This is a genomic window from Thalassoglobus sp. (assembly GCF_048270125.1).
Taxonomy (GTDB): domain Bacteria; phylum Planctomycetota; class Planctomycetia; order Planctomycetales; family Planctomycetaceae; genus Thalassoglobus.
Genome location: NZ_JBLWTN010000008.1, coordinates 103,689 through 123,860, shown reverse-complemented (window position 1 = coordinate 123,860; position 20,172 = coordinate 103,689). Strand labels below are relative to the sequence as shown.

Sequence of the window (20,172 nt, the reverse complement as noted above, 5' to 3'; positions counted from 1 at the left end):
GAATAGAAAAGGAAGCGGTGAACTATTCGCTCTGTTGGATTTGATCTTGTGATGAGGCGGTCTGATGAAACTCTGCCTTGAGGACTTCGTCCGTCTGCTGACCGAGTGCCTTCTCAATGAATTGGCTGGCCTGACGACACTCAGCACCGACGAAGCCTTTCGTTTCGACGTTCGTCTGACCGTTAGGCAGGACGGTGATTTCGATGGTTTTTCCGAAACTGCTCATGCAGCACCTCCGACGTTGACGGTCAGCTTGATCGAGCCATCTTCCAGTGACTGCTCGATCACGGAATGGCCCTGCTTGCGGGCTTCGATGGTTGCTTTCTCAACCGCATACCCTTGAAGGAAGCGATCGAGCTGTTGTTGCTCACCCCAGCGACCGTTGTAGTTGTCGAAGGCGAGTGTCCCGGTGTTGACGTCCGCCACCACCGGAAACCGCCACTCCGGCAACCGCACCGCCCAACCAGTCGCCGAACTGCTGAACAACTTCACTTCACCGAAGACAGGCTCCGGCAGCTTCAGTCGATCACACACCGAGCGAATGGCGACCGGATCACGGACTTCTGTTTGAATCGAAACAATGTGCGACATGGTGTTGAACCTCCATTGAGTGGTTAAAGAAAAAGGAACCGACCACCGGCCCCAAAACAAAGAAAGCCCCATGTGGACCGGATTGTTCCGGTCTACACGAGGCATAAAGAGCTCAGAGAAGCGCGTTCTGATAGTTATGCTACGGGTCTCATCTTACCTGCCACGTTTTTGGCCTCAGTTTAGGTAGTGGAGGGACTTGCTGCATGACAGGGTTTGGTGACTACGCCGAGCGTGCCGAGGTCGATGGATTCCCATATTACAACACAGCCTTAAATGGTCGGGGAAATCAGTACCCCGATCCAAACTCAAAGTTCCTTGCCGGTGAGGACAGTTACCTTCTACTGACTGTCGAGCGCGGCGGGAAAATGACCGTCGAGATCAAAAGTCTGGAAAACACTGTCCTCGATCGGCAAGAATTTGAGCGATCCGTGAAGCCGAAATGAATGACGGTCACCGCACTGCCCAATCGGTCGCTGAGCTTCGACCTGGTTCTACCGAAAACCGGCTCCGGCAGGCTGAGTCAATCACACAATGAGTGATTGCAGAGAGGATCACTCACTTCCGGTTGAGAATCAAAACAATGTGCGGCATGTAGTTGAACCTCCATATTTCAGAACACTGAATAAGGAACCGACCATCGGCCTCGAAACGAAGCAAGCCCTGCAACGACCGACCAATTCCGGTCGTTACAGGGCTGATGAATCACAGAGAAGCTCCTTCTGATAGCTATGTCACGGGCCTCATCTTACCTGCCGCGTTTTTGCTCTCAGTTTAGGGAGGGTGAGACATCGGTCAGAAGACGCGGCGCTCGGCAGCGAAGGACGAGCTTTCACTAACATGGAGATGTGTTTCGAGATTCGTCATCGCATCCTGTCGGGTGGGAAAAACAAGCAATTTGAAGTTCTTGGTAATCCTGATCAAGGAACTCAAAAAACCTGGATGGCGCAACTCTCTTCCCACTCAGTATTTGTGAAAGAAACTGTAATCAAGGTTTGCCAATCGTTCTCTTCAGAGAAACACCCCAATACCTTGATTCCATGTTCAACCGTTAATCCGTAGGTTTGAGGTTCGAGTCCTTGTCGGGGAGCCTTTTTCATTTTCCGAAATGAAACACCCACAAGTGAACGCCCGGACCCCGACTTTCGGGTTCCGGGCGTTTCGCGTATACGATGTTGTGGCACAAGGATTTACGACTTCGCCACCAACCAAGAACCTCTCACTGTTTCGAAAGAGAAAAACGGGGTCCGTGAACAAACATGGCTATTGCCAACGCACCCCGTAGATTCTCAACGAAACTCTCGGACTCTCTGATAAACAGATGCTTGTTGGTTAACACGGTTATCTCAAACGGGGTGCCGAAATGAAGGTTCATACCTCGACGGAGTACGATGGCCATTCCTGCTGACATTTCCGATACAACCGAGGAAGCCCTGGCAGTTCAGCTCGACTGTCTGCGCCAGATGACACCTCAGGAACGGATTCAGCGGATGTGTGCCTGGTCTGGAAAAATTCGTAGAATGGCATTCGCTGCCATCAAAAGGCGTCATCCCGATCTTACCGAGAACGACGTGCGACTCAAGTTCATTGCACTGACTTATGGGGAAAGACTGGCCGACGAAATCCGCCAATGGCAGGAGGAGCGGGACGAGTGAATGATCTCGACGATCTTGTAGCTGCCCTTGCTCCGGTTACTGCCGCTTTTCAAAAACTCGGCATCCGCCATTATGTCGGTGGGAGCGTCGCCAGTTCTTTTCATGGAGCTGCTCGGTCCACGATGGATGTCGACGTCGTCGCCGAAATGACAGAGCCAATGATCCCCGAGTTTCTCAGTTGCTTCGATAACGATTTCTATCTCAGCGAACCTGCTATTCGGGATGCGATTCGACGGTCATCTTGTTTCAATCTGATCCATCTGCCCACGTCTTTTAAAGTCGACGTCTTTGTCAGTCGTCAGCGATCGTTTGACCAGTCCGTCATGGACCGTGCCACAATTGAAAGCCTCGGCGACAGCCACTCGCTCGAAATCCATGTGGCCACTGCAGAGGACACCATCATCTTGAAGCTGGAGAGGTACCGGAAGTCAAACGAAACGTCTGACCGCCAGTCGGACGACGTTACCCGGCTGCTGAAACTGCTCGGTAATGCTGCGGATGTTGAGTACCTGAAAGAGTCTGCCCATTCAGTTGGCGTTCAGGATCTGCTTGAACAATTCCTGTCCGAGGTCTGAGGAGATCGCCCCTGTCCGACACTTGGGCTCCCTGCTTGTCTCCCCAGATGGGACGTCACACGCCCCTGTTTCCGGCTGCGGCTTTGTAATTTGACCTTTCAAATGAGATGCTCATAGGATGGAATGATGAGATGAGTCTATTTTGGTGAGGCGGCCATGTCGGAAACAGAAACTGGTCCAGAAAGTTTCACACGCGAGCAGTTGTACGAGGCGGTCTGGACCAACCCGATGCGCCATCTGGCGCCTTCGTATGGACTGTCTGATGTCGGCCTGACGAAGATCTGCCGAAAGCTGCAAATCCCCACGCCACCGGTTGGCTATTGGCAGAAGCTCCAATTCGGGCATCGGGTCGAACGAACTCCATTGCCGGAACTGGATGAAGAGCAGCCGACCACCATTTCGCTCACCAAAAAACCGGCTGAGCCCGACCGGCCGCTGAGTGAAGTCGAAGTGCTCATTCAGGTGGAAAGGCAAAGTGAGCACCAGATTGTTGTCCCCACAACACTGCACTCACCTCATCCCCTGGTCGAGAAAACCGACCGTAGTCTTCGGGCAGCGAAGGCCGATGCAAAAGGATTGGTGACCCCGAGGGCCAAAGGCTGTCTGGCGGTCACCGTGGGACCGCAATCGATCGATCGGGCGAGCCTCATTCTGGATGCACTCGTTAAAGCCTTGGAGTCGCGTGGGTTTCCTCTGGCGGTCGCAGATAAGAAGAGCGGGTTGACTCACGTCGAAGTCCTGACCGAGACCATCGGTTTCCGACTCGAGGAAACCCTCGACAAGAGGGCACGCGAACTCTCGGCGGCAGAGAAACGGCGGCGCGAGCAATACACATGGCTGTCTTCACGAAGGCCTGAGTACGACTATTCCCCTTCCGGCAAACTGGCCCTGGTGATCGGTGAATCATCGGGTGGAACAGGAAGCCGCCGACGATGGGGTGATGGCAAGAAGCAGTCGCTGGAAACTCTCCTGAATCGTTTTATCGCAGGATTGATCCAGGCGGCTGATGACAAAAAGGAAGCGAGGAGAGAGCAAGAAGAGCGGGAGCGGAAGCGACAGGAAGAGCGACAGCAGCGGCACAAAGCTGAGGTTCATCGCCGTGAGGCGGAGGCCCGAGCAAAGGAATTCGAAGCCAACGCTGCAGCTTGGTACCGCGCCCATGAACTGAAGCAGTACGTGGAGGCGGTTCGAGCCGAGGCAGTTCGTCGGCATGGTTCTGTGGATAAGAACAGCGAAGTGGGCCAATGGCTGGCGTGGGCAGAACGTTGCGTGGCATCGATGGACCCTCTGCACGAAAGTAAGCCTCTACCGTGTTATTCCGTGGACGAACAGACGAAGGAACGCTGGCTGAAAGAACTGAGCATGCGGAGTTGGTAGACGAGGCGGATCGTGTTTGACTCAGATGATGACACAAGTCGGCGAGAACAGCTTGCGGAGTGGGTTCGAAAGTTCCACATGTGCGGTGTCTATACGCGTCAGTCCCGCGAATCGAAAGATGAGTACAGTTCCTGCGAGTCCCAGTCCGATGCCTGCCGGGCATTTGTGAAAGCCCGCCATCCGGAAGGCTGGGTCTACAACGGTCAGCGGTATGATGACATGGCCAGTTCCTCGGAAACGCTCGATCGTCCCGGGCTGAAGAAGCTGTTCCAGCACATTCGCGAGGGTAAGGTTCAGCGAGTCGTCGTTCTGCGGCTCGACCGGCTGTCGCGTCGGATTGAAGACTGCACTCGCCTCCTTCAGGATCTGCACAACCTGAAGGTTCCGCTCACGATTATCAAGCAACCCGAACTTGGCACCTCTGCCAATGATGCTCTGCTGCTGAACCTAATGGCGTCGTTTGCCGAGTTCGAACAGCAGATGACGCGGGACCGACTGGCCGACGCTCGTGCAGCACTCAAGCAACGCGGTCGTCGTGTCGCCGGTGTCGTTCCCTACGGTTACGATTCTGATCCCGTCACCAAACAATTGCTCCTCGCCGAAACTGAAGCACAACGCGTGCGGCAGATGTTCGCGATGGCGGCAGAAGGCAAGAAACCGACAGAGATCGCAACGTTCGCAAACGACCACGGTTGGCGGACAAAGGAACGCACTTCAAAGAGTGGTCGAGTCACTGGCGGCAATCGCTGGACCGCCCGGCAGGTTCTGGCCGTCCTCTCCAACCCGGTCTATGCCGGGAAGATTCGAGATGGCGACACGACTCGCCAAGGCCGACATGAGCCATTGATCGAACAGGAGTTGTTCGACACGGTCCGGGAGATCATCGCGTCCCGCCGTACCAGTTCACGCAAGAAGCAGTCGACGGTGGTCGAATGGCCGCTGCGCGGCATTCTCCGTTGCGGCCAGTGTGGTCGTCCGCTCAGCCCCAGCATTTCCGGGTACAAGCAGCTGAGATACCGCTACTACCGCTGTCGCTCCGATGCTGGCGGCCAACCCGCCTGCAAAGGAGTCTCGCTCCCGGCCTATGAGATCGAAACGTTTGCGATCACGACCATTGGAGAATTGAATTCCTCTGAATCACTGGCCGGACTCGACGATGAGTCGGCGAAGCAGTACGAGCAGCTCGCTGCGATCTGGCAACAATTGTCCCTGAATGAACAGGGGAAGCTGATTCCTCAACTGGTTCAGGAAGTCGTCTTTGATTCAGAGCAATCGACGATCTCAGTCACGCTGAACTCGGAGGCCGTTGAAGAATTCGTGCAGGCCACACGTCTATGAGTTAACGTCTTTCGCTCCACGGACCGGGAGGTTCCCATTTCATGTCGAATGGCTGGCCTGCGACGAGCGCCTCAGTCAGCGGGACCAGGAATTCGCGAATTGATGTGATGGTCTCAGCCAGATCAGCTGGCGCGATCTCAAGTTTTGACTTTCGCAGAAAGCCACGCCATTGAGTCTGCTTCACGGAATCACCAGCGAACTCCGGCGTAAACGCGACTGGATTCGAATTCAGCGCCGTTTGCCGATTGGCGAACGTACGGGACACAGCCGTGGTCAGCAATGGACCGTCAAATGCGAATTTCCGTGAGAGCATCCAGAGATCAAAGAAGTCCTTCATCCGGCTGTTCAGTTGACCGAGTTTGACCATCGCTTCGTACTTCTCCGCGACCACCGTCTCTCTGGGGTAGGCTCGCAGTCGCGGCCCAGCCAGTTCCAAGATCGTCGGATAGTCGGTCAGATCGGCGGCCGGTTCGACGACGTCGCCGAACCCGATATCGATCTGCATCGCGATGCGAGCATTCTGCAGGAACCCAAGAAACGTCACGCGAACCCCGGAATAGTCAGCCTCCTCCTTGATGACTTCGCCCGTCAGACTGTCCACTTCGAACGTCAGACCGTCCGGCTCAACATCCTGTTGGCAGATGTCACGAATCACCGGCACGATGGCAGCGACATCGTTGTTCAGGTGGGCCAGCAGATCGATGTCTCTCGTCGGGCGCGAAGCAGGTGCCCCCCAGACGTTAAACATCAACGCGCCCTTCAGAATGAATCGATCGCTGTGAGGGGATTGCGAGAGGCGATAGAGAAACCGTTCCATCGCAAAATACTGCAGGACTTCCTGGAACGGGCGTCCACTAGCTTTTGCCGCGTTCATCAGCCGCTGGCGAACCGAGGCAGCGACGTTACGGATGGGGTGGTCCGTCACAGCACCGCCTCCAGATACGGGGTCATCACACGTTTGACGCGGCAGATGCCTGCGAAATGCATCAGACTTTCCACATTCACCGCCCCCGACTGTCGGTAGGCTTTCAGCGCTTCCAGGACGGTGTCGAGACCAATCCGGTTCCGGTATTTGAAACAGTCCGCCAGCGTCTTTTCGCGACTGTAGACATTGATCTTAACGTCATCGACGGTGTGAACCTCGATCCCTGTAGAATACGCATCGCCGCTGAACCAGAAGTGCCGTACGGGTGGGTAGTCGATCCGAGGCGGCTCCGCGTTGCGGGGAATTGCCACATAGATTTCATGGGGGATCTGCGTAGTCAGCTTATGCCAGGCGAGCGCCGAGATCAGGCACAGCACTCCGTCCGGAACCTTGATCGCAACCGTGACGAGGTCCGGCTCGCCCAGTGGCGGCGCGTCAGCCAGCCGAAACAGTCCGCGGCTCATCTGCTCGATCCGCCCTTCATCTCGCAGTTCGTAAAGTGTTCGGGGATGAATCCCGGCTTTCAGAGCGTCGCGCGTGCGCAGCAGCCCACCGGCCGCACGAAACGCCTCCAGCGCCGCAGCGATCGTTCTTCGTTCCTTGGGATCGTTTTTCGGTTTTGCCATACGGACAAGTATACCAGCAGAATCGTGTTTGTGCTGGTGATTTTATCCACACACCAGGATTCCGCAAGTTCGGTCGTTGTCACCCTGACTTCTCGACTCGTCGTTGCTCTTTGTCCAACCCTTTGTGGATTCGCAACTTACGGAACACGCCTTGTTAAACTGTTAATCGGTCAGTTCCGCCTGAGTCAGAAGGATTTTGAGCCTTTTTCATTTTCCGAAATGAAATACCCACAAGTGAACGCCCGGACCCCGACTTTCGGGTTCCGGGCGTTTCGCGTATACGACGTTGTGGCACAAGGATTTACGACTTCGCCACCAACCAAGAACCTCTCACTGTTTCGAAAGAGACAAACGGGGTCCGTGAACAAACATGACTGTTGCCAACGCACCCCGGAATAATTCGTTCAAACTCTCGGACTCTCTGATGAACGGGTACCCGTTGGTTAACACGGTTATCTCAAACGGGGTGCCGAAATGAAGGTTCATAACCCGACGGAGTACGATGGCAATTCCCGCTGACATTTCCGATACCACCGAGGAAGCCCTGGCAGTTCAGCTCGACTGTCTGCGGCAGATGACACCTCAGGAACGGATTCAGCGGATGTGTTCCTGGTCTGGACAGATTCGCCGAATGGCATTCGCAGCCATCAAGAGACGTCATCCCGATCTTACCGAGAACGAGGTTCGACTCAAGTTCATCGCACTCACTTATGGCGAAAGTCTGGCCGAAGTAATCCGCCAATGAAAGCTGGAACAGCATTCGTGGAGCCGGGAGGGGTACGGCCCGGCGACAGAGGCTGTTGTGTGATCGAATCCGTTCAGCAGGAGCGTGGCTGAACCTTTTGGGGGGAACGACATCGTCTTCAACATTCCACAGAAATGCATGGGCTATTCAGTAGTTGCTTGCGGGTAAACTTTTTTTGTCGTACAAATAACAATATTCATCTAATCGGGGGGCAGTGTATCCGTTGCACAGCCGCATTTCGGGGGTGCTGTGGGCAATATCGAGGGGCCGAGATGAGCAAGCAAGATTCACTTCACGACAACTTGACACCACAGTCAATTGCCGAATTGTGGCGATTGTTTGAAGCAATCCATTCGACTTGGGGAAGCGAAGCTTGTCGGACGGAAGACATGACAAGTCGCTGGCGTGAATTTATCGAGCTGAAAGTTGCCGAATCCCCTTCCTATCTTGAGCGGTACGTCGCTGCCTGTGAGTTGCTCGCGGAGTTGCGTGCCTCCCACGGTGATGGTCTCTATCAATACTTGCTGGTGGATGGGGAACTTCATCGCCAATCAGATCCTGGTTTGGTCGATCTCAAACGCTCCGTAATCGACGAATTCATTCGTGTTTATGTCAGTTCCGGAGGATTCCGCAGCTTTGGCGGAAAGAATTACACCGGTTTTGTTTCCGGTTCAAGATTTAGATCTCAGCGTCCTTATCGAACGTACGAGGACGCGTGATGGCAAACAAACGCTTCGAATATGACTACGTTATTATCGGCTCCGGCGTTGCTGGCGCGATCGTTGCCAAGCGATTGCTTGAGGCAAATCCCAACGCATCTGTTGCTGTCGTCGAAGCCGGCAAGCGAGTTCCGCTCAAAGATCGTCGCAAATGGTGGGACTTCGTTTCCACGGGCGCGAACCCATACGATGACTACCACGATCTACCAATCGAATCCGAGAACCAATCCGTCGGCAAAGAACCATGGACGTTTCGCGAATCGCGGCTGATGGGTCGCGGAGGCTCCACCGTTCACTGGGGCGGTTGGGCATTGCGTTTCAAAGAAGAAGACTTCGAGACCTGCTCTCGCACCGGGCGCGGTGCCGATTGGCCGATCGCTTATCGAGATATTGAATCCTATTACGACAAAGCCGAGCGCCTGCTTGGCGTCTCGGGTCAGGCCAGCGACTCCGTTGGCAACGTTGTACCGCCGCGAAAAAGCGACTACCCACTCGATCCGTTCCCGTTTGTCGAAGCCGACCGTCCGCTGATTCACGCCATGGAGCGTCTAGACATCGGCTACGGTCACATGCCCATGGCACGGTTTCGCAAGTGCATGACCACCGGCACTTGTCGCTATTGTCCGTTCGGAGCCAGATTCACGGCCGCCTATCTGCTAGACGAAATCGAATCGAATCCTCTATACGCAAACTTTCGATACTTCGATCAATCGCCGTGCGAGCGACTCCTCGCCGACACGAAAGACCGCGTTCACGGCGCCGAAATTCTCTCCACCGAATCCGGCAATCCCATCACGATCGAAGGAAACCACTTCATCGTCGCCTCGGGAGCCTACGAATCACCGAAGCTCCTTCAGCGATCCATCGCAAAAAAATGGCCTCACGGAATCGGCAATGATCGAGACCTCGTCGGACGCTTTCTTATCTCGCATCCGTTCTTGCACGTCCGAGCCGAACTACCATCGAACGCCAACCGCTGGAACCAGGAACTTGACTTCCCGACGTTAATGTCGCGTCACTTCGACACGCCCGAGCAACAAGCCTACGGTAAGCTATTCCTTTTCAAAGACCGCAGTCGTCCCAAAGTCGATCTCGCCGGAATGATGATCGCGGGAAAAACGCGAGCCCAGATCGAGCGCGCATCCATGGGGCCGATGGAAATCGAACTGCAAGGATTCATGGAAGAGTTCTCGATCTACGACAACCGCATCAGCATCGGCACAAACACTAATCGAATCGGTCTGCCACAAACGAAAGTCGACTTTTCACGCGAGTCCGACTTCACCGACCGTGCCGCAACACGGCTAGAGATCATGCAGCGCATCGTGCGCGAGACCGGTGCCAAGATCACCAAAGCCGCCGTACGAACCCAACGTGGTGACCATTCCGCAAGCACCTGTCGCATGGGCGATAGTCCCACAACCAGCGTCGTCGACCGCGACCTGCGAGTCCACGATGTCGAGAACTTGTGGGTCTGTTCCAACGCCGTCTTCCCCAGCGGTGCCGCCGTCAACCCGACGCTCACGCTATCCGCACTCTCGTTGCGTCTTGCCGACAAACTGATTCACGACGGAGACGCAGCATGAGCGACAACCGCATCACGAAGCTTGCCCAAACCAACATAGACGACTGCGACCGCCAGTGGATCAAGGACGCGTTGCAATCCGCCATCGAGCTTGAATTCTTCACCATCCCGCCGTACCTGATGGCGGGATGGTCGGTGAAGGATCATCGCGATCCCGTCGCCGTCGCTATTCGCGAAGTCCTGGCCGAAGAAATGCTGCACATGTCACTCGCCTGCAACATGCTGGCGTCCATCGGTGGCACTCCCCGCATTTTCGATGCGAAAGCCGTTCCCCGGTATCCGTCTCCGATGCCCGGCGGCGTAAAGCCACTGCTGACCGTTTCGCTACAGGGTTTGTCAAAGCAAGCCCTCGGCGTGTTCATGAAGATCGAAGAACCCGAAACCGATATCGCTCACCTCGAAACCGTCCGCAAAACAGAAACCTTTGTTCGGATCGGCGAATTCTACGACAAAATCAAGCTCGTCTTCGAGAACGTTGATCCCGAGTTCAATCGTGAAGGGCAAATCGAAGCCTACTTCGGCGAATCGCAACTGCCCCACGGCAAGTACATTCCCAAGAACATCGGTTCCATCGAAGACGTCGAAGCAGCCATCGACCTCATCAAGGACCAAGGCGAAGGCACGTCCGAATCCGTCAAGGACGACGAGACCGATGAGTTGGCCCACTACTATCGCTTCAAAGAAGTCGCCGTCGGTCGCAAGCTGATCCAAGCCGACGATGGACGCTGGGTTCATCAAGGTCCGGAAGTCCACATACCCGACTGTTGGCCCGTCGCCGAAATCCCGCTCGGCGGCTATCAGCAAGACGACGTTCCCGCCGAAACGTGGGACAAAATGATCCAGTTCGATCTTGCCTACACCCGCATGCTCAAGCAACTAGGTTTGGCATGGTCGACCGGCAGCCACACCGCACTCAACCAAGCCATCGCATCCATGATGGCCGACCTGCCGCGATTGGCCATCGAGATCATGCAAGTCCCGATCCACGATCAACCGTTCAACTACGGTCCGTGTTTCCGCTTTGTCGATGAGGAGACCGACTGATGGGCTTCCACGTCGAAATCAACTCCATCCTGCGCAGCGATGAATACGCAGACTTAATCGTGGGCGAAACCCGTGCGTTTCGCAAACAAGGCAGTCGGGTATTCTTCGACGACATCCCGATCTGGCTAACGCAATCCGATTGGACCGCGCTGGCCGAAATCCAAGTCATCAATCAATCGCGAACTCCCATCGAAATCAAAGGCGAGTTCCAAGTCCTGCACGTTTACGGCGGAAAAGAACAACAGCGAGTCACCGAGATATTCCGCCGCATGTATGCCGACGGCGGCCACCCGTTCATCTACGTCCTCATGTCGCCCGAAACGCTTCGCGAATCAACACGCACCGGCACCTACGCTCCAGAATCGCTGGCGACCGAAAAATTCATCCACGCCTCGCCCGCGAACCAACTCACCCGAATCGCCAACAAATACTACCGCGACAACGACACCGTCCACGTCGCTGTCGTCCGCAAGAGTCGCGTCACCGCACCCGTCAAATGGGAACCAGCCACCGGAGGACTGTATCCACACATCTACGGCAAACTCAACATGGACGCCGCCGAACAAACCATCACCTTCTTCAAGAACGATGAAGGCGAATACCAAGTCGACGTTTGAAATGCAACAAGCTCAAATCAACCCGATCACCACGAAGGCAGGCTAACTCATGGAGAAAACCATCTCGCCCGACGAGCACGCCAAGCGTTTGCTCCAGTACGTGAAGTCCATCGCTGGCGATACACCGATGGAAGAGTTCGTCGACTTCATCGCGGATGACGACGGTCTTGAGGGAGTCAGCACGAAGCGAATCAAGAAGGCAGAGCAAGCGGCGATGCGAGCCGTGCAGGGCAAGTCGGTCTCCGCAGAAGGCCTTTACCACCTCGAAGCGATTGTGCATCGCAAGAATCGCCCCTCGCACCGAATCTTCGGCAAGAAGTTCGCTCCGTTTCCTGGCGAATTCAGCTTCATCAGCAAAGATCGCGACACCCGCAGTCGCATCCAAAGAACGTTTCCTGCCGTCGGCCGAATCGACATCACCGACCTATCAACCTACGGCGGCACCGGTTTCGTAGTCGGCAAAAACCTCGTGATGACCAACCGTCACGTCGCAAAGGAATTCACGACGGGCGTGGGCAGAGGAAAGCGAGTCCGAATTCTAGACCTTCGCGCCGAAGTCGATTTTGAGGACGAACCGAGTTTCGACCAAGAAGACGGATTTGTGCTGCACGAGTGCGTGATGGTCCATCCGTACTGGGACATGGCATTGTTCAAGGCCGACCTGCCCGACATCAAACCGCTTCGGCTTTCAACCACCACCTATCCGACGCTCCTCAAACGCAAGCAAGCGGTCGTCGCCATCGGCTACCCCGCGTTCGATGATCGAAACGGAAAGAGAGCCCAAGAAGAAATCTTCGGCGACGAGTACGAAGTCAAACGAATTGCACCTGGACGAGTGTCAAAACAAAAGCGTCTAGTGAGCTCCAAATGGCTCTCGAGTCCCGTTGCGGCGCTCACGCACGATGCATCAACGCTCGGCGGCAACTCCGGTTCCGCGATCATCGACGTCAAGAGCGGAACCGTCGCCGCACTGCACTTTGGTGGCAGGTATCTGGTCGAAAACTATGGCGTTCCCGCCTACGAACTCGCCCGCGATCCACGCATCGTCGATGCCGGAGTGCTGTTCGCCTCCGATGTTCCCGAGCCCAACGAGACACTCGTAACCTATTGGGAAAACACCGAATCACCATCCGACCACAGCAACGCCCCCGACGACAAACAGCATCATTCCGCCCGTGACAGGAGCCACCCAATGAAGAACAAGCCAAACGACGTAACCATCGAGGTCCCTCTGCGGATCACCATTTCGCTCGGCCGTCCCGGCACCGACAAGGTCTACCACGTTGCCCCGGCTCACGACCCAGGCGACGGTGATGGAGAGGCGGACATGCCCAGCGAAGATGTCGATGACGATTTCGATATCGGCGAAAGCAAGGGCAGCGGTTACGACGAGGACTTCCTGTCCGAGTCGGTCCCAACGCCCAACCTGTCAAAGAAGATTGCCAAGGACACGTTCGAGCACAACGGTTCCAAACTCATTCACTACACACACTTCTCGGTTTGCCAAAGCAAATCACGATCCTTGCCACGTTTCGTCGCCTGGAACATCGACGGCGGCAACATGAAGCAACTTTCTAGGAAAGGCATCCGGTTTATCCGCGATTCCCGCGTACCTTCCGAGTTCCAAGCAGGCAACGAACTCTACAAGAACAACGCCTACGACCGAGGCCACGTCGCCCGCCGCGCCGACCTCAACTGGGGACCACTCAAAGAAGCCAAGGCCGCCAACCGCGACTCTTTCTTCTTCACCAACATGACCCCGCAGCACGAAGCGTTCAATCAGTCCTCCAAAGGCGGCCTGTGGGGCGAACTCGAAAACGCCGTCTTCGAGGATGTGAACGTCGACAACCTAAAAGTCTCCGTCATGGCTGGTCCCATTTTTCGAGACACCGACAAGGCTTACCGAGACGTCAAAATCCCCGAAGACTTCTGGAAACTAATCGCATTCCACGACGAGGACGACGACGAATTCAAAGTCGCCGCCTACATTATCAGCCAAAAAGAACTGGTCTTCGTCGAAGGTCGAGAGCTCGACAAATTTCATCTTTATCAAGTGTCACTCAGCAGACTTTCAGATGAAACGGGAATCGGCTTCGATGAGATCGCAGCATTCGACTCGTTCAATACTTCGGAAGAGTCTTTAGACCACAAACAAGTGCGAGCTATCTCACGCCGGACAGATCTTTTCAGTAACATCTAGATCAAAAACGACTCGTTCAACAAATCAAGAGATACAAAATGAAGATTTCAGAACCATACTCCATGCTTCTTGACGAAAAAACGTCTCTACCATTACCTCCATTTCTATATCGCGCAGCTAGTGGAGGAGTCTTCACATTCTCCGAAAGCAACCGCGTTTTGATCTGGGGAAGATTTCCGATCGCACCTACTGGTGGCTTCAGTGAATACTGGGAATTAACTAGGGAAGATGATGGATCAAATGAGATCAAGGACATCGTCGTAGACAATTATTGCAGATTGAGAGCAGGAAGACTTCACTGGTCAATGCCCAAACGTTTTGGGGAAGTTGGCATCTCTGCTGAAGAGTCCCTCGTTTCGCTTACTGTCCCAGGGTATCCAGGTGGCATCGCCATTCAATGGCACAGCACACCTGAAACCACAACTCCTGCTTCCTCATCGGTAGAATTGCACTTAGAGTGCGGTGACTATGCATCGCTTAAATTCTCTCGCATATCTACCGCCGTCAGCGCCTGCTACTCGGACGCAACGGGTAGATTCCGAGGCTACGTTCGACTTTTCAGAGGGAACGTAGTGCTCACCGCTCCTAGATCGCAGATGACCGGGGCATGACTTGATGAATGAGTATGTATTACACCACATTACCGATCTTCACGCAGGAGCGAGTCACTATCGACACGCTAATCGAAACCCTGCCTTAGCGAACTCACGCGAGGGAGGGTACTATCTTGATTGCTACGCAGAATATTTAAAACGCTGTGATGATAGAAGGTTTCCGACAGTAATAGTTGTTTCCGGAGACATTACCAGTCGTGCTGAAGAAAGTGAATTTGAACTTTGCAAGAATTTTTTCGAAGATGTTCTGCAGACAGTCGATAAACGCATCACCTCTCACGTGGTTGGTCCTCGTCTTTGTATTGTACCGGGTAACCATGATGTGGACTGGGCTAACCCTAGACAAGAATTGAGGCTCGATCGCTTCAGATCGCTTGTCGAGCGTTTCGGCGATCGCGTGCTATCGCCTTTTTCAGATGAAAAGCCGTACTACTACTACGAAGACTGCAACCTTCTCATTTATCTATTCAACAGTTGTTCTCTCGGCGGAGTTTCGGATCCAGAAATCGAAGCTTTGGTAAGTGAATTTGAAAGGTGCGAGTTTGGCTCGAATGAGCCAGCTCGAGTCGCGTTTCGCGCGGCTATCGACAAACTCGAAAAGCGAATTAAGCAAGACCCAGGCATTGTTCCTGTTGAAGAACTGAACAGCATGGTGGAGCTTCCCAAAGAACACGACTCTATGGTCAAGCTCGCGGTGGTTCATCACAACCCATCGATTGTCCCCAGCCTCCATGTCGATCAGTACGATGCGATGGTAAACGGCGGGGTATTCAAAGAACGGCTCGCTCGCAACGGATTTGATGTCGTACTTCATGGGCACCGCCATTTTCAGCATTGTGCATATGAAGAATACCTGCGACCTGAGAAATCAAACGTCAATTCGATGCGAGAAGGAATGTATATCGTCGGCGCCGGAACACTTGGCTCGAGCGATAAAAACGAGTTCTTTGAGCTTACTGTGTCTGACGCAAAGTTTGCACACGGAGTTGCGCCTCCATCGTCAATCATGAAAGTACTGCCCATGATCGCAAACGACGCAAACATGACTTTCGAGGATGGCAGCAACTCCTATAAGCTGATAATCGACAAGCCGGTCTATTCTGGTCTTCGTCATATCCAAGAGGCACTTAGTCGTAAAGTTCTAAGTAATAAGCATCAAGTTCGCGATGCTTTGAAACAGACACTACGCCCCACAATTGAGCTCAAGGCATTAGTCGATGACTGGCAAGATGGTGGTTGGCAAGTTGTTTTTAATGATCTTCTCCCCAGCTTATCGGCAATCTACGGAGTTGACACTCTTGGCCCCGACGGATGGATTTTGACGCGCTATCTCGACTATATGCTTGTGCAGTTTCAAGAACGACTAGGGCGAATCGAGATGCGCCGTGAAGCAACGCTTGCGTTCTCATCGGAAGTTTTTGAAGCTGTTTCGCGGACCAATTGGCAACCAAGGTCTGGTGCGACGCTGATTGAGGCTAGTAACAAAACTTCCTCTTGCAATTCGCTAGAAATCGCACGTATCTTGATCTGGAAAGAGAGTTGGCTTGATGACAAGAATCTCGTGAGAATGATCGAGTCGATTCACCAACTGGCGTCTACGCCAGTCTTTGTTCTCTTCGCAGAACATCTGGAAGACGAAGATCTCACCGAGGAATTTGTCATCGGGATTGGAAGCCAAGACAACGACCTCTGCACCTATGTGTTTCGAGAGGATGCTGCTGAACAAACTCATCAGATCACTGGGAATCGTAAGCGATCGATTCGCGATCGTTTCAGACGTCTTCTTATGCACAAGGAGCTTAGATGCCTAGGGGAGTTCACTTGTGACGAGTAGTTCAGGCAGTTTCAATCGGCATGTGATCGTGGACGCTAAAAAGGCTAGAAACCTTGTTAAAGATCGGTGTGCGCTTTTGAGGGAGTGCGGTTTCTTGCCGCTGCTCTTTTCGCCTATCGACGAGAGAGAATCGCTAGCCAGAAAACTTGGAAGTTATTCAATAGCCGGCGGCTTCTTTCCTCGAAATATCCATGACCCTGTAAAGACTTCGAGAGAGTTTGAGGCATGGCTTCTCGAACGCAACATTGACCAGAGTGTTTCGTCTATTGCAGATACAGCTTGGATTCATCCGCATGATGACTGGACCGAGACTGTTCTGCAAATCGCCGACAGATTTGGGTTCAGAACCCCCGATGGTTATCGAAACTGCAGAGTTAAGCCGAAAGCTAGAGACCTGATCGCTTCTCACAAGAAGGTTCCACAGCCAGGCTTTCGCAAAGTGTCCTTAGGCTCTATTCAAACCTGTTTTTCTGATGAAACCTCATGTAAAACCTTTGTCGCGAAACCTATTGTAGGAGCGGGTAGCTCTTGGGTTAGTCGTCTTTTGAACTCAGACGACGCCAAGCAATACGACGAGAGCCGATCGAAATGGATCAGTACGAATTCTTATCAAGTTATTTCAAATAGTTTCTTTGACTTAGACCCAAACGTGGATTTGTTGGTCGAAGAGTATATTCCTGGCTCAGTATTCCAGGTTGACGGTTTTGTTTCCGATGGAACATGCTTTATCTGCGATGTCGGAATAAAGAGGCATGTAACCAACCCCGGTATTTGGTCACAGGGTTTTTCTGAGACAGGCGGCATCACTTGCTTCGCGAATAGGGAAGACAGTTTTGTCAAACGACTAGTGGACTGGACTAAACTCGTTGTGAAGGCCGTCGACCTGAATAATTCTGCTTTTCATATCGAGGGTGTTCGACGAGACGATAAGCTGCACGTAATTGAGGTAAATCCGAGAGTAGGCGGGAGTGAGGTTGCCCGGATTGCTAATTTTATTTCGGGCGTTGATCTTCATTCAGAGATGACGCGACTCGCTGTTGGAGTTCCTAATCAACGGATACCTAAGCCTACCAGTATTTTTGGTATAGCGTATTGCCTTGTTCAGCCTGAGAAAGGTCGTGGGCTTGGTGAGATCACTCATTTGGTGCCGCGTACGACGACCCAGCTAGAGGTGTTTGGTAAGGTTCGCAGTTGTGAATGGCGTCCATTTCATGGAGTTAAGCTGAAGACTGTTGTCGGTAAAGTTCCTCACGAGGAATACCTTGCTGAGTTGCATGTGTTCTTCGAGGAAGAAGTGCCCTCAGGTAGTTGGGATGAAATTGCTTCGCAGGTTTCTCAACTAGAAGAAATTAACAAGTTCATTCAAATTTGTTACGACCGATAGCCCCCCTAGAGTGTTGGTGGTTTTGAAATGTCTATTTGCGTGTTTATCCATGGAATCGGCTCTCATCCGCCTGGGGATGTGTGGAAGTCGCAATGGGACTTGGCATTGTTTGGGCGGCCAATGGGGGAGCAGACCTGCGGTTCGTATTGGGCGGACATCCTGCATGGCGACGATGACGAGAGGGTGTCGTCGCAAGCATCGACTATTGGTGATCACGATGTGTCGTCGGTGCTTGAAGATGCTGGTCTAGATCCTGATGACGAGCGTGCTGCGGATTTCGTGAAGCGTCTTTCTGCTCGGTTGGACTTGGCTGGTGATGATGCGACGGAGTCGATTTCGACTCGTGCCATTCCTGCACTGAGGAGGTGGCGTGGCCGGGTCGCCGCTGCTTTCTTGCGTCGATTCGTAAAGGACACGGCCACATACTTTTTTGATCCCGATGTCCGTCGTCGGATCAAGAAGCGATTGCAGCGGCAAATCGCCAAGGCCGAGCAGCCGTATGTCTTGGTCTCCCACAGCATGGGCACGATCATTGCCTATGATGTGCTTTGCGAAATGACTCCCCAGCAGCGGGAGCTCGTTTCGTTGTTCGTAACTCTGGGGTCGCCACTAGGGATACGCGAAATCCAAGACCAACTCGCCGAAGACGGTTTGCCGATCGAAGTGCCTAGCGGAATCGGATGCTGGCACAATTTTGCGGACCGGTTGGATCCAGTCTCGTTGGATAGTCGGCTTGCTAATGACTTCGCGGTCTCTCCGTCAGCATTCGGCGAGATTCAGGACCATCGAATCATCAATCGAAGTCTTTGGGGGTTTGCCAGCGTCAATCCGCATGACTCGGCAGGCTATCTATCTCATCCAGAAGTCCGCGCCGTCGTTCATCAGGTGATGCGGTTCGATTCCACCGGTCGCTTTGTGATTGCGCGTGACGTAGCTCATGGCTTTGCCGCCCGCGAAATGCGTCAGCCGGTTTTGATCGAGGTGTTGGAGTGGAAGTACCCAGCTGTCGACGAGTCTTACGACGAAATGGAGAAACGTGAAAAGAGACAGCGAGAACAAAACAAGCGTTTGAAAAGCCTAGCCGGACGAATCAAGCATTTGGCCGAAGAAGTCGAGGCGGTCGTTGAAGAACATTGTGGCGAGAACGATCCTGATGAAGCGTTAAGAGCTGCTCGTGTCCAGCGATTGCGGAAGTACGTTGCCGCACATTTGACGCCGACGGAAATACAAGCCTTGGCGATGGACCATGCCAACTTGAACATTTATGCGATGTGGCGAAGTTCGGCCAAGAAAAAGCTGATTCACCGATCCCATCGTGCGATTGGTGCTGACGCCGCTCGCTCTAGCTTCAACTCAAATGGAAGCGGGATTACCTGGGCGGTGCTGGATACAGGGTGCCGATTCGATCACCCCCATTTTCAGCGACGACGAAAGAGTGACAAAACCGGCTACGACAACTCGCTTGTCATCGAAGTTCTCGACTGTACCACGGCGTCACACGAACCGGTTTTGATTCAAGACCCGTCAATGAGTGATCCCGATGGTCACGGGACGCATGTCTGCGGCATCATTGCTGGTCGAGGAAAGGAGCGTTCGCTGACGCACAGCGGTGTTGCTCCCAAGACAAAACTGTTGGTCTATAAAGTTCTCGACGACCATGGATTCGGCGAGGATGCTTCAATCATCAAGGCGATCGACGATATCTTTCGCCGCAACGAAAACAACTCGGGAATGGCCGTTCACGGCGTAAACTTAAGCCTCGGAGGTTCATTCGACCCAACGGTGTATGGCTGTGGTTTTTCACCAATCTGCAAAGAGCTTCGTGACCTTTGGCGTCAAGGAACGTTGGTTTGTGTTGCAGCGGGCAACGACGGTCAAATCCAAGTCTCCACCCAGGACGGTCCGTTCGATCTGAACACATCACTGTCGATTGGCGACCCGGCAAACCTGGACGACTGCATCGCCGTCGGATCGGTCAATACGGACAAGCCGTACCTACACGGAATCTCACACTTCTCATCGCGCGGCCCAACAATGGACGGACGCGTCAAGCCCGATGTGGTCGCCCCAGGCGAACGAATCAGCTCGTGCAGCAACGACTTCAACGGCCGCCTGTATCGCGAGTCCAGCGGCACCAGCATGGCCTGCCCCCACGTATCCGGCCTACTAGCCGCCTTCCTATCCGTTCGCCGCGAATTCATCGGCCGCCCCGACGAAGTCAAAAAGATACTGCTAAGCAACTGCAACGACGTCGGGCGAGACCGCAACCACCAAGGCCACGGAATCCCCAACCTTCTCAAAATGCTGACTGAAACTTGATTTAATCCTCTTTCTGCGAGTTGGTAA

Annotated in this window: 18 protein-coding genes; 14 read left to right on the top strand and 4 right to left on the bottom strand. The window is 53.7% G+C overall.

From position 1 onward, the window contains the following. Positions 1-22: 22 nt before the first annotated feature. Positions 23-226, bottom strand: coding sequence for a DUF2997 domain-containing protein (locus ACN0YR_RS11905; protein ID WP_417849447.1), 204 nt, complete (start codon positions 224-226; stop codon positions 23-25). After that, positions 223-591, bottom strand: a complete 369-nt coding sequence (locus tag ACN0YR_RS11900) for a DUF1257 domain-containing protein (RefSeq protein ID WP_417849446.1) — start codon at positions 589-591, stop codon at positions 223-225. The genes ACN0YR_RS11905 and ACN0YR_RS11900 overlap by 4 nt, the downstream gene beginning before the upstream one ends. A gap of 203 nt (positions 592-794) precedes the next feature. Here ACN0YR_RS11900 and ACN0YR_RS11895 point away from each other — a divergent pair, with 203 nt between their 5' ends. From ACN0YR_RS11895 to ACN0YR_RS11875, 5 genes are all read left to right on the top strand, one after another. Beyond that, positions 795-1,034, top strand: coding sequence for a hypothetical protein (locus ACN0YR_RS11895; protein WP_417849445.1), 240 nt, complete (start codon positions 795-797; stop codon positions 1,032-1,034). A 945-nt stretch (positions 1,035-1,979) separates the two neighbouring features. Then, positions 1,980-2,243 carry a hypothetical protein gene (locus tag ACN0YR_RS11890; RefSeq protein WP_417849443.1) on the top strand — a complete coding sequence of 88 codons (264 nt, stop codon included), beginning with the start codon at positions 1,980-1,982 and terminating at the stop codon, positions 2,241-2,243. Beyond that, positions 2,240-2,818 (top strand): hypothetical protein, encoded by a 579-nt coding sequence (locus ACN0YR_RS11885; protein WP_417849442.1) that lies wholly within the window; start codon positions 2,240-2,242, stop codon positions 2,816-2,818. Before ACN0YR_RS11890 ends, ACN0YR_RS11885 begins: the two co-directional genes overlap by 4 nt. Before the next feature lie 156 nt (positions 2,819-2,974). Further along, on the top strand, positions 2,975-4,195 hold the full coding sequence (locus ACN0YR_RS11880) for a hypothetical protein (RefSeq protein WP_417849441.1): 1,221 nt from the start codon (positions 2,975-2,977) through the stop codon (positions 4,193-4,195). 12 nt (positions 4,196-4,207) lie between these two features. Continuing rightward, positions 4,208-5,533, top strand: coding sequence for a recombinase family protein (locus ACN0YR_RS11875; RefSeq protein WP_417849440.1), 1,326 nt, complete (start codon positions 4,208-4,210; stop codon positions 5,531-5,533). A 1-nt stretch (position 5,534) separates the two neighbouring features. Here the strand turns inward: ACN0YR_RS11875 and ACN0YR_RS11870 are convergent, their stop codons facing one another. Both ACN0YR_RS11870 and ACN0YR_RS11865 read right to left on the bottom strand, forming a co-directional pair. Continuing rightward, on the bottom strand, positions 5,535-6,458 hold the full coding sequence (locus ACN0YR_RS11870; RefSeq protein ID WP_417849439.1) for a nucleotidyl transferase AbiEii/AbiGii toxin family protein: 924 nt from the start codon (positions 6,456-6,458) through the stop codon (positions 5,535-5,537). Next, the gene (locus ACN0YR_RS11865; protein WP_417849438.1) at positions 6,455-7,084 is read right to left on the bottom strand and encodes a type IV toxin-antitoxin system AbiEi family antitoxin domain-containing protein; all 630 of its coding nucleotides are present in this window, start codon (positions 7,082-7,084) and stop codon (positions 6,455-6,457) included. Before ACN0YR_RS11865 ends, ACN0YR_RS11870 begins: the two co-directional genes overlap by 4 nt. A gap of 502 nt (positions 7,085-7,586) precedes the next feature. Here ACN0YR_RS11865 and ACN0YR_RS11860 point away from each other — a divergent pair. From ACN0YR_RS11860 to ACN0YR_RS11820, 9 genes are all read left to right on the top strand, one after another. Further along, positions 7,587-7,829, top strand: coding sequence for a hypothetical protein (locus ACN0YR_RS11860; protein WP_417849437.1), 243 nt, complete (start codon positions 7,587-7,589; stop codon positions 7,827-7,829). Between the two features lie 272 nt (positions 7,830-8,101). Then, the gene (locus ACN0YR_RS11855; RefSeq protein ID WP_417849436.1) at positions 8,102-8,548 is read left to right on the top strand and encodes a hypothetical protein; all 447 of its coding nucleotides are present in this window, start codon (positions 8,102-8,104) and stop codon (positions 8,546-8,548) included. Further along, positions 8,548-10,134 (top strand): GMC oxidoreductase, encoded by a 1,587-nt coding sequence (locus tag ACN0YR_RS11850; RefSeq protein WP_417849435.1) that lies wholly within the window; start codon positions 8,548-8,550, stop codon positions 10,132-10,134. The genes ACN0YR_RS11855 and ACN0YR_RS11850 overlap by 1 nt, the downstream gene beginning before the upstream one ends. After that, complete coding sequence (locus ACN0YR_RS11845) at positions 10,131-11,177, top strand: ferritin-like domain-containing protein (protein WP_417849434.1); 1,047 nt, start codon at positions 10,131-10,133, stop codon at positions 11,175-11,177. The genes ACN0YR_RS11850 and ACN0YR_RS11845 overlap by 4 nt, the downstream gene beginning before the upstream one ends. After that, a complete protein-coding gene (locus ACN0YR_RS11840) occupies positions 11,177-11,794 on the top strand; it encodes a DUF952 domain-containing protein (RefSeq protein WP_417849433.1) in 618 nt (205 codons plus the stop codon). The genes ACN0YR_RS11845 and ACN0YR_RS11840 overlap by 1 nt, the downstream gene beginning before the upstream one ends. A 49-nt stretch (positions 11,795-11,843) precedes the next feature. Beyond that, entirely contained in the window at positions 11,844-13,994 is a 2,151-nt protein-coding gene (locus ACN0YR_RS11835) for a DNA/RNA non-specific endonuclease (RefSeq protein WP_417849432.1), read from the top strand. 615 nt (positions 13,995-14,609) lie between these two features. Continuing rightward, on the top strand, positions 14,610-16,442 hold the full coding sequence (locus tag ACN0YR_RS11830) for a metallophosphoesterase family protein (RefSeq protein ID WP_417849431.1): 1,833 nt from the start codon (positions 14,610-14,612) through the stop codon (positions 16,440-16,442). A 28-nt stretch (positions 16,443-16,470) separates the two neighbouring features. Further along, positions 16,471-17,826: an ATP-grasp domain-containing protein gene (locus tag ACN0YR_RS11825; RefSeq protein WP_417849430.1), complete on the top strand. Its 1,356-nt coding sequence runs from the start codon at positions 16,471-16,473 to the stop codon at positions 17,824-17,826. 27 nt (positions 17,827-17,853) lie between these two features. Further along, positions 17,854-20,145, top strand: coding sequence for a S8 family peptidase (locus tag ACN0YR_RS11820; protein WP_417849429.1), 2,292 nt, complete (start codon positions 17,854-17,856; stop codon positions 20,143-20,145). Positions 20,146-20,172 lie beyond the last annotated feature (27 nt).

What these genes read in the sequence shown, in the direction of transcription:
- ACN0YR_RS11860 (WP_417849437.1), top strand. Translation starts at nt 7,587, where the DNA reads ATGGCAATTCCCGCTGACATTTCCGATACCACCGAGGAAGCCCTGGCA.
- ACN0YR_RS11840 (WP_417849433.1), top strand. Translation starts at nt 11,177, where the DNA reads ATGGGCTTCCACGTCGAAATCAACTCCATCCTGCGCAGCGATGAATAC.
- ACN0YR_RS11845 (WP_417849434.1), top strand. Translation starts at nt 10,131, where the DNA reads ATGAGCGACAACCGCATCACGAAGCTTGCCCAAACCAACATAGACGAC.
- ACN0YR_RS11830 (WP_417849431.1), top strand. Translation starts at nt 14,610, where the DNA reads ATGAATGAGTATGTATTACACCACATTACCGATCTTCACGCAGGAGCG.
- ACN0YR_RS11890 (WP_417849443.1), top strand. Translation starts at nt 1,980, where the DNA reads ATGGCCATTCCTGCTGACATTTCCGATACAACCGAGGAAGCCCTGGCA.
- ACN0YR_RS11820 (WP_417849429.1), top strand. Translation starts at nt 17,854, where the DNA reads ATGTCTATTTGCGTGTTTATCCATGGAATCGGCTCTCATCCGCCTGGG.
- ACN0YR_RS11835 (WP_417849432.1), top strand. Translation starts at nt 11,844, where the DNA reads ATGGAGAAAACCATCTCGCCCGACGAGCACGCCAAGCGTTTGCTCCAG.
- ACN0YR_RS11855 (WP_417849436.1), top strand. Translation starts at nt 8,102, where the DNA reads ATGAGCAAGCAAGATTCACTTCACGACAACTTGACACCACAGTCAATT.
- ACN0YR_RS11895 (WP_417849445.1), top strand. Translation starts at nt 795, where the DNA reads ATGACAGGGTTTGGTGACTACGCCGAGCGTGCCGAGGTCGATGGATTC.
- ACN0YR_RS11905 (WP_417849447.1), bottom strand. Translation starts at nt 226, where the DNA reads ATGAGCAGTTTCGGAAAAACCATCGAAATCACCGTCCTGCCTAACGGT.
- ACN0YR_RS11880 (WP_417849441.1), top strand. Translation starts at nt 2,975, where the DNA reads ATGTCGGAAACAGAAACTGGTCCAGAAAGTTTCACACGCGAGCAGTTG.
- ACN0YR_RS11850 (WP_417849435.1), top strand. Translation starts at nt 8,548, where the DNA reads ATGGCAAACAAACGCTTCGAATATGACTACGTTATTATCGGCTCCGGC.
- ACN0YR_RS11865 (WP_417849438.1), bottom strand. Translation starts at nt 7,084, where the DNA reads ATGGCAAAACCGAAAAACGATCCCAAGGAACGAAGAACGATCGCTGCG.
- ACN0YR_RS11900 (WP_417849446.1), bottom strand. Translation starts at nt 591, where the DNA reads ATGTCGCACATTGTTTCGATTCAAACAGAAGTCCGTGATCCGGTCGCC.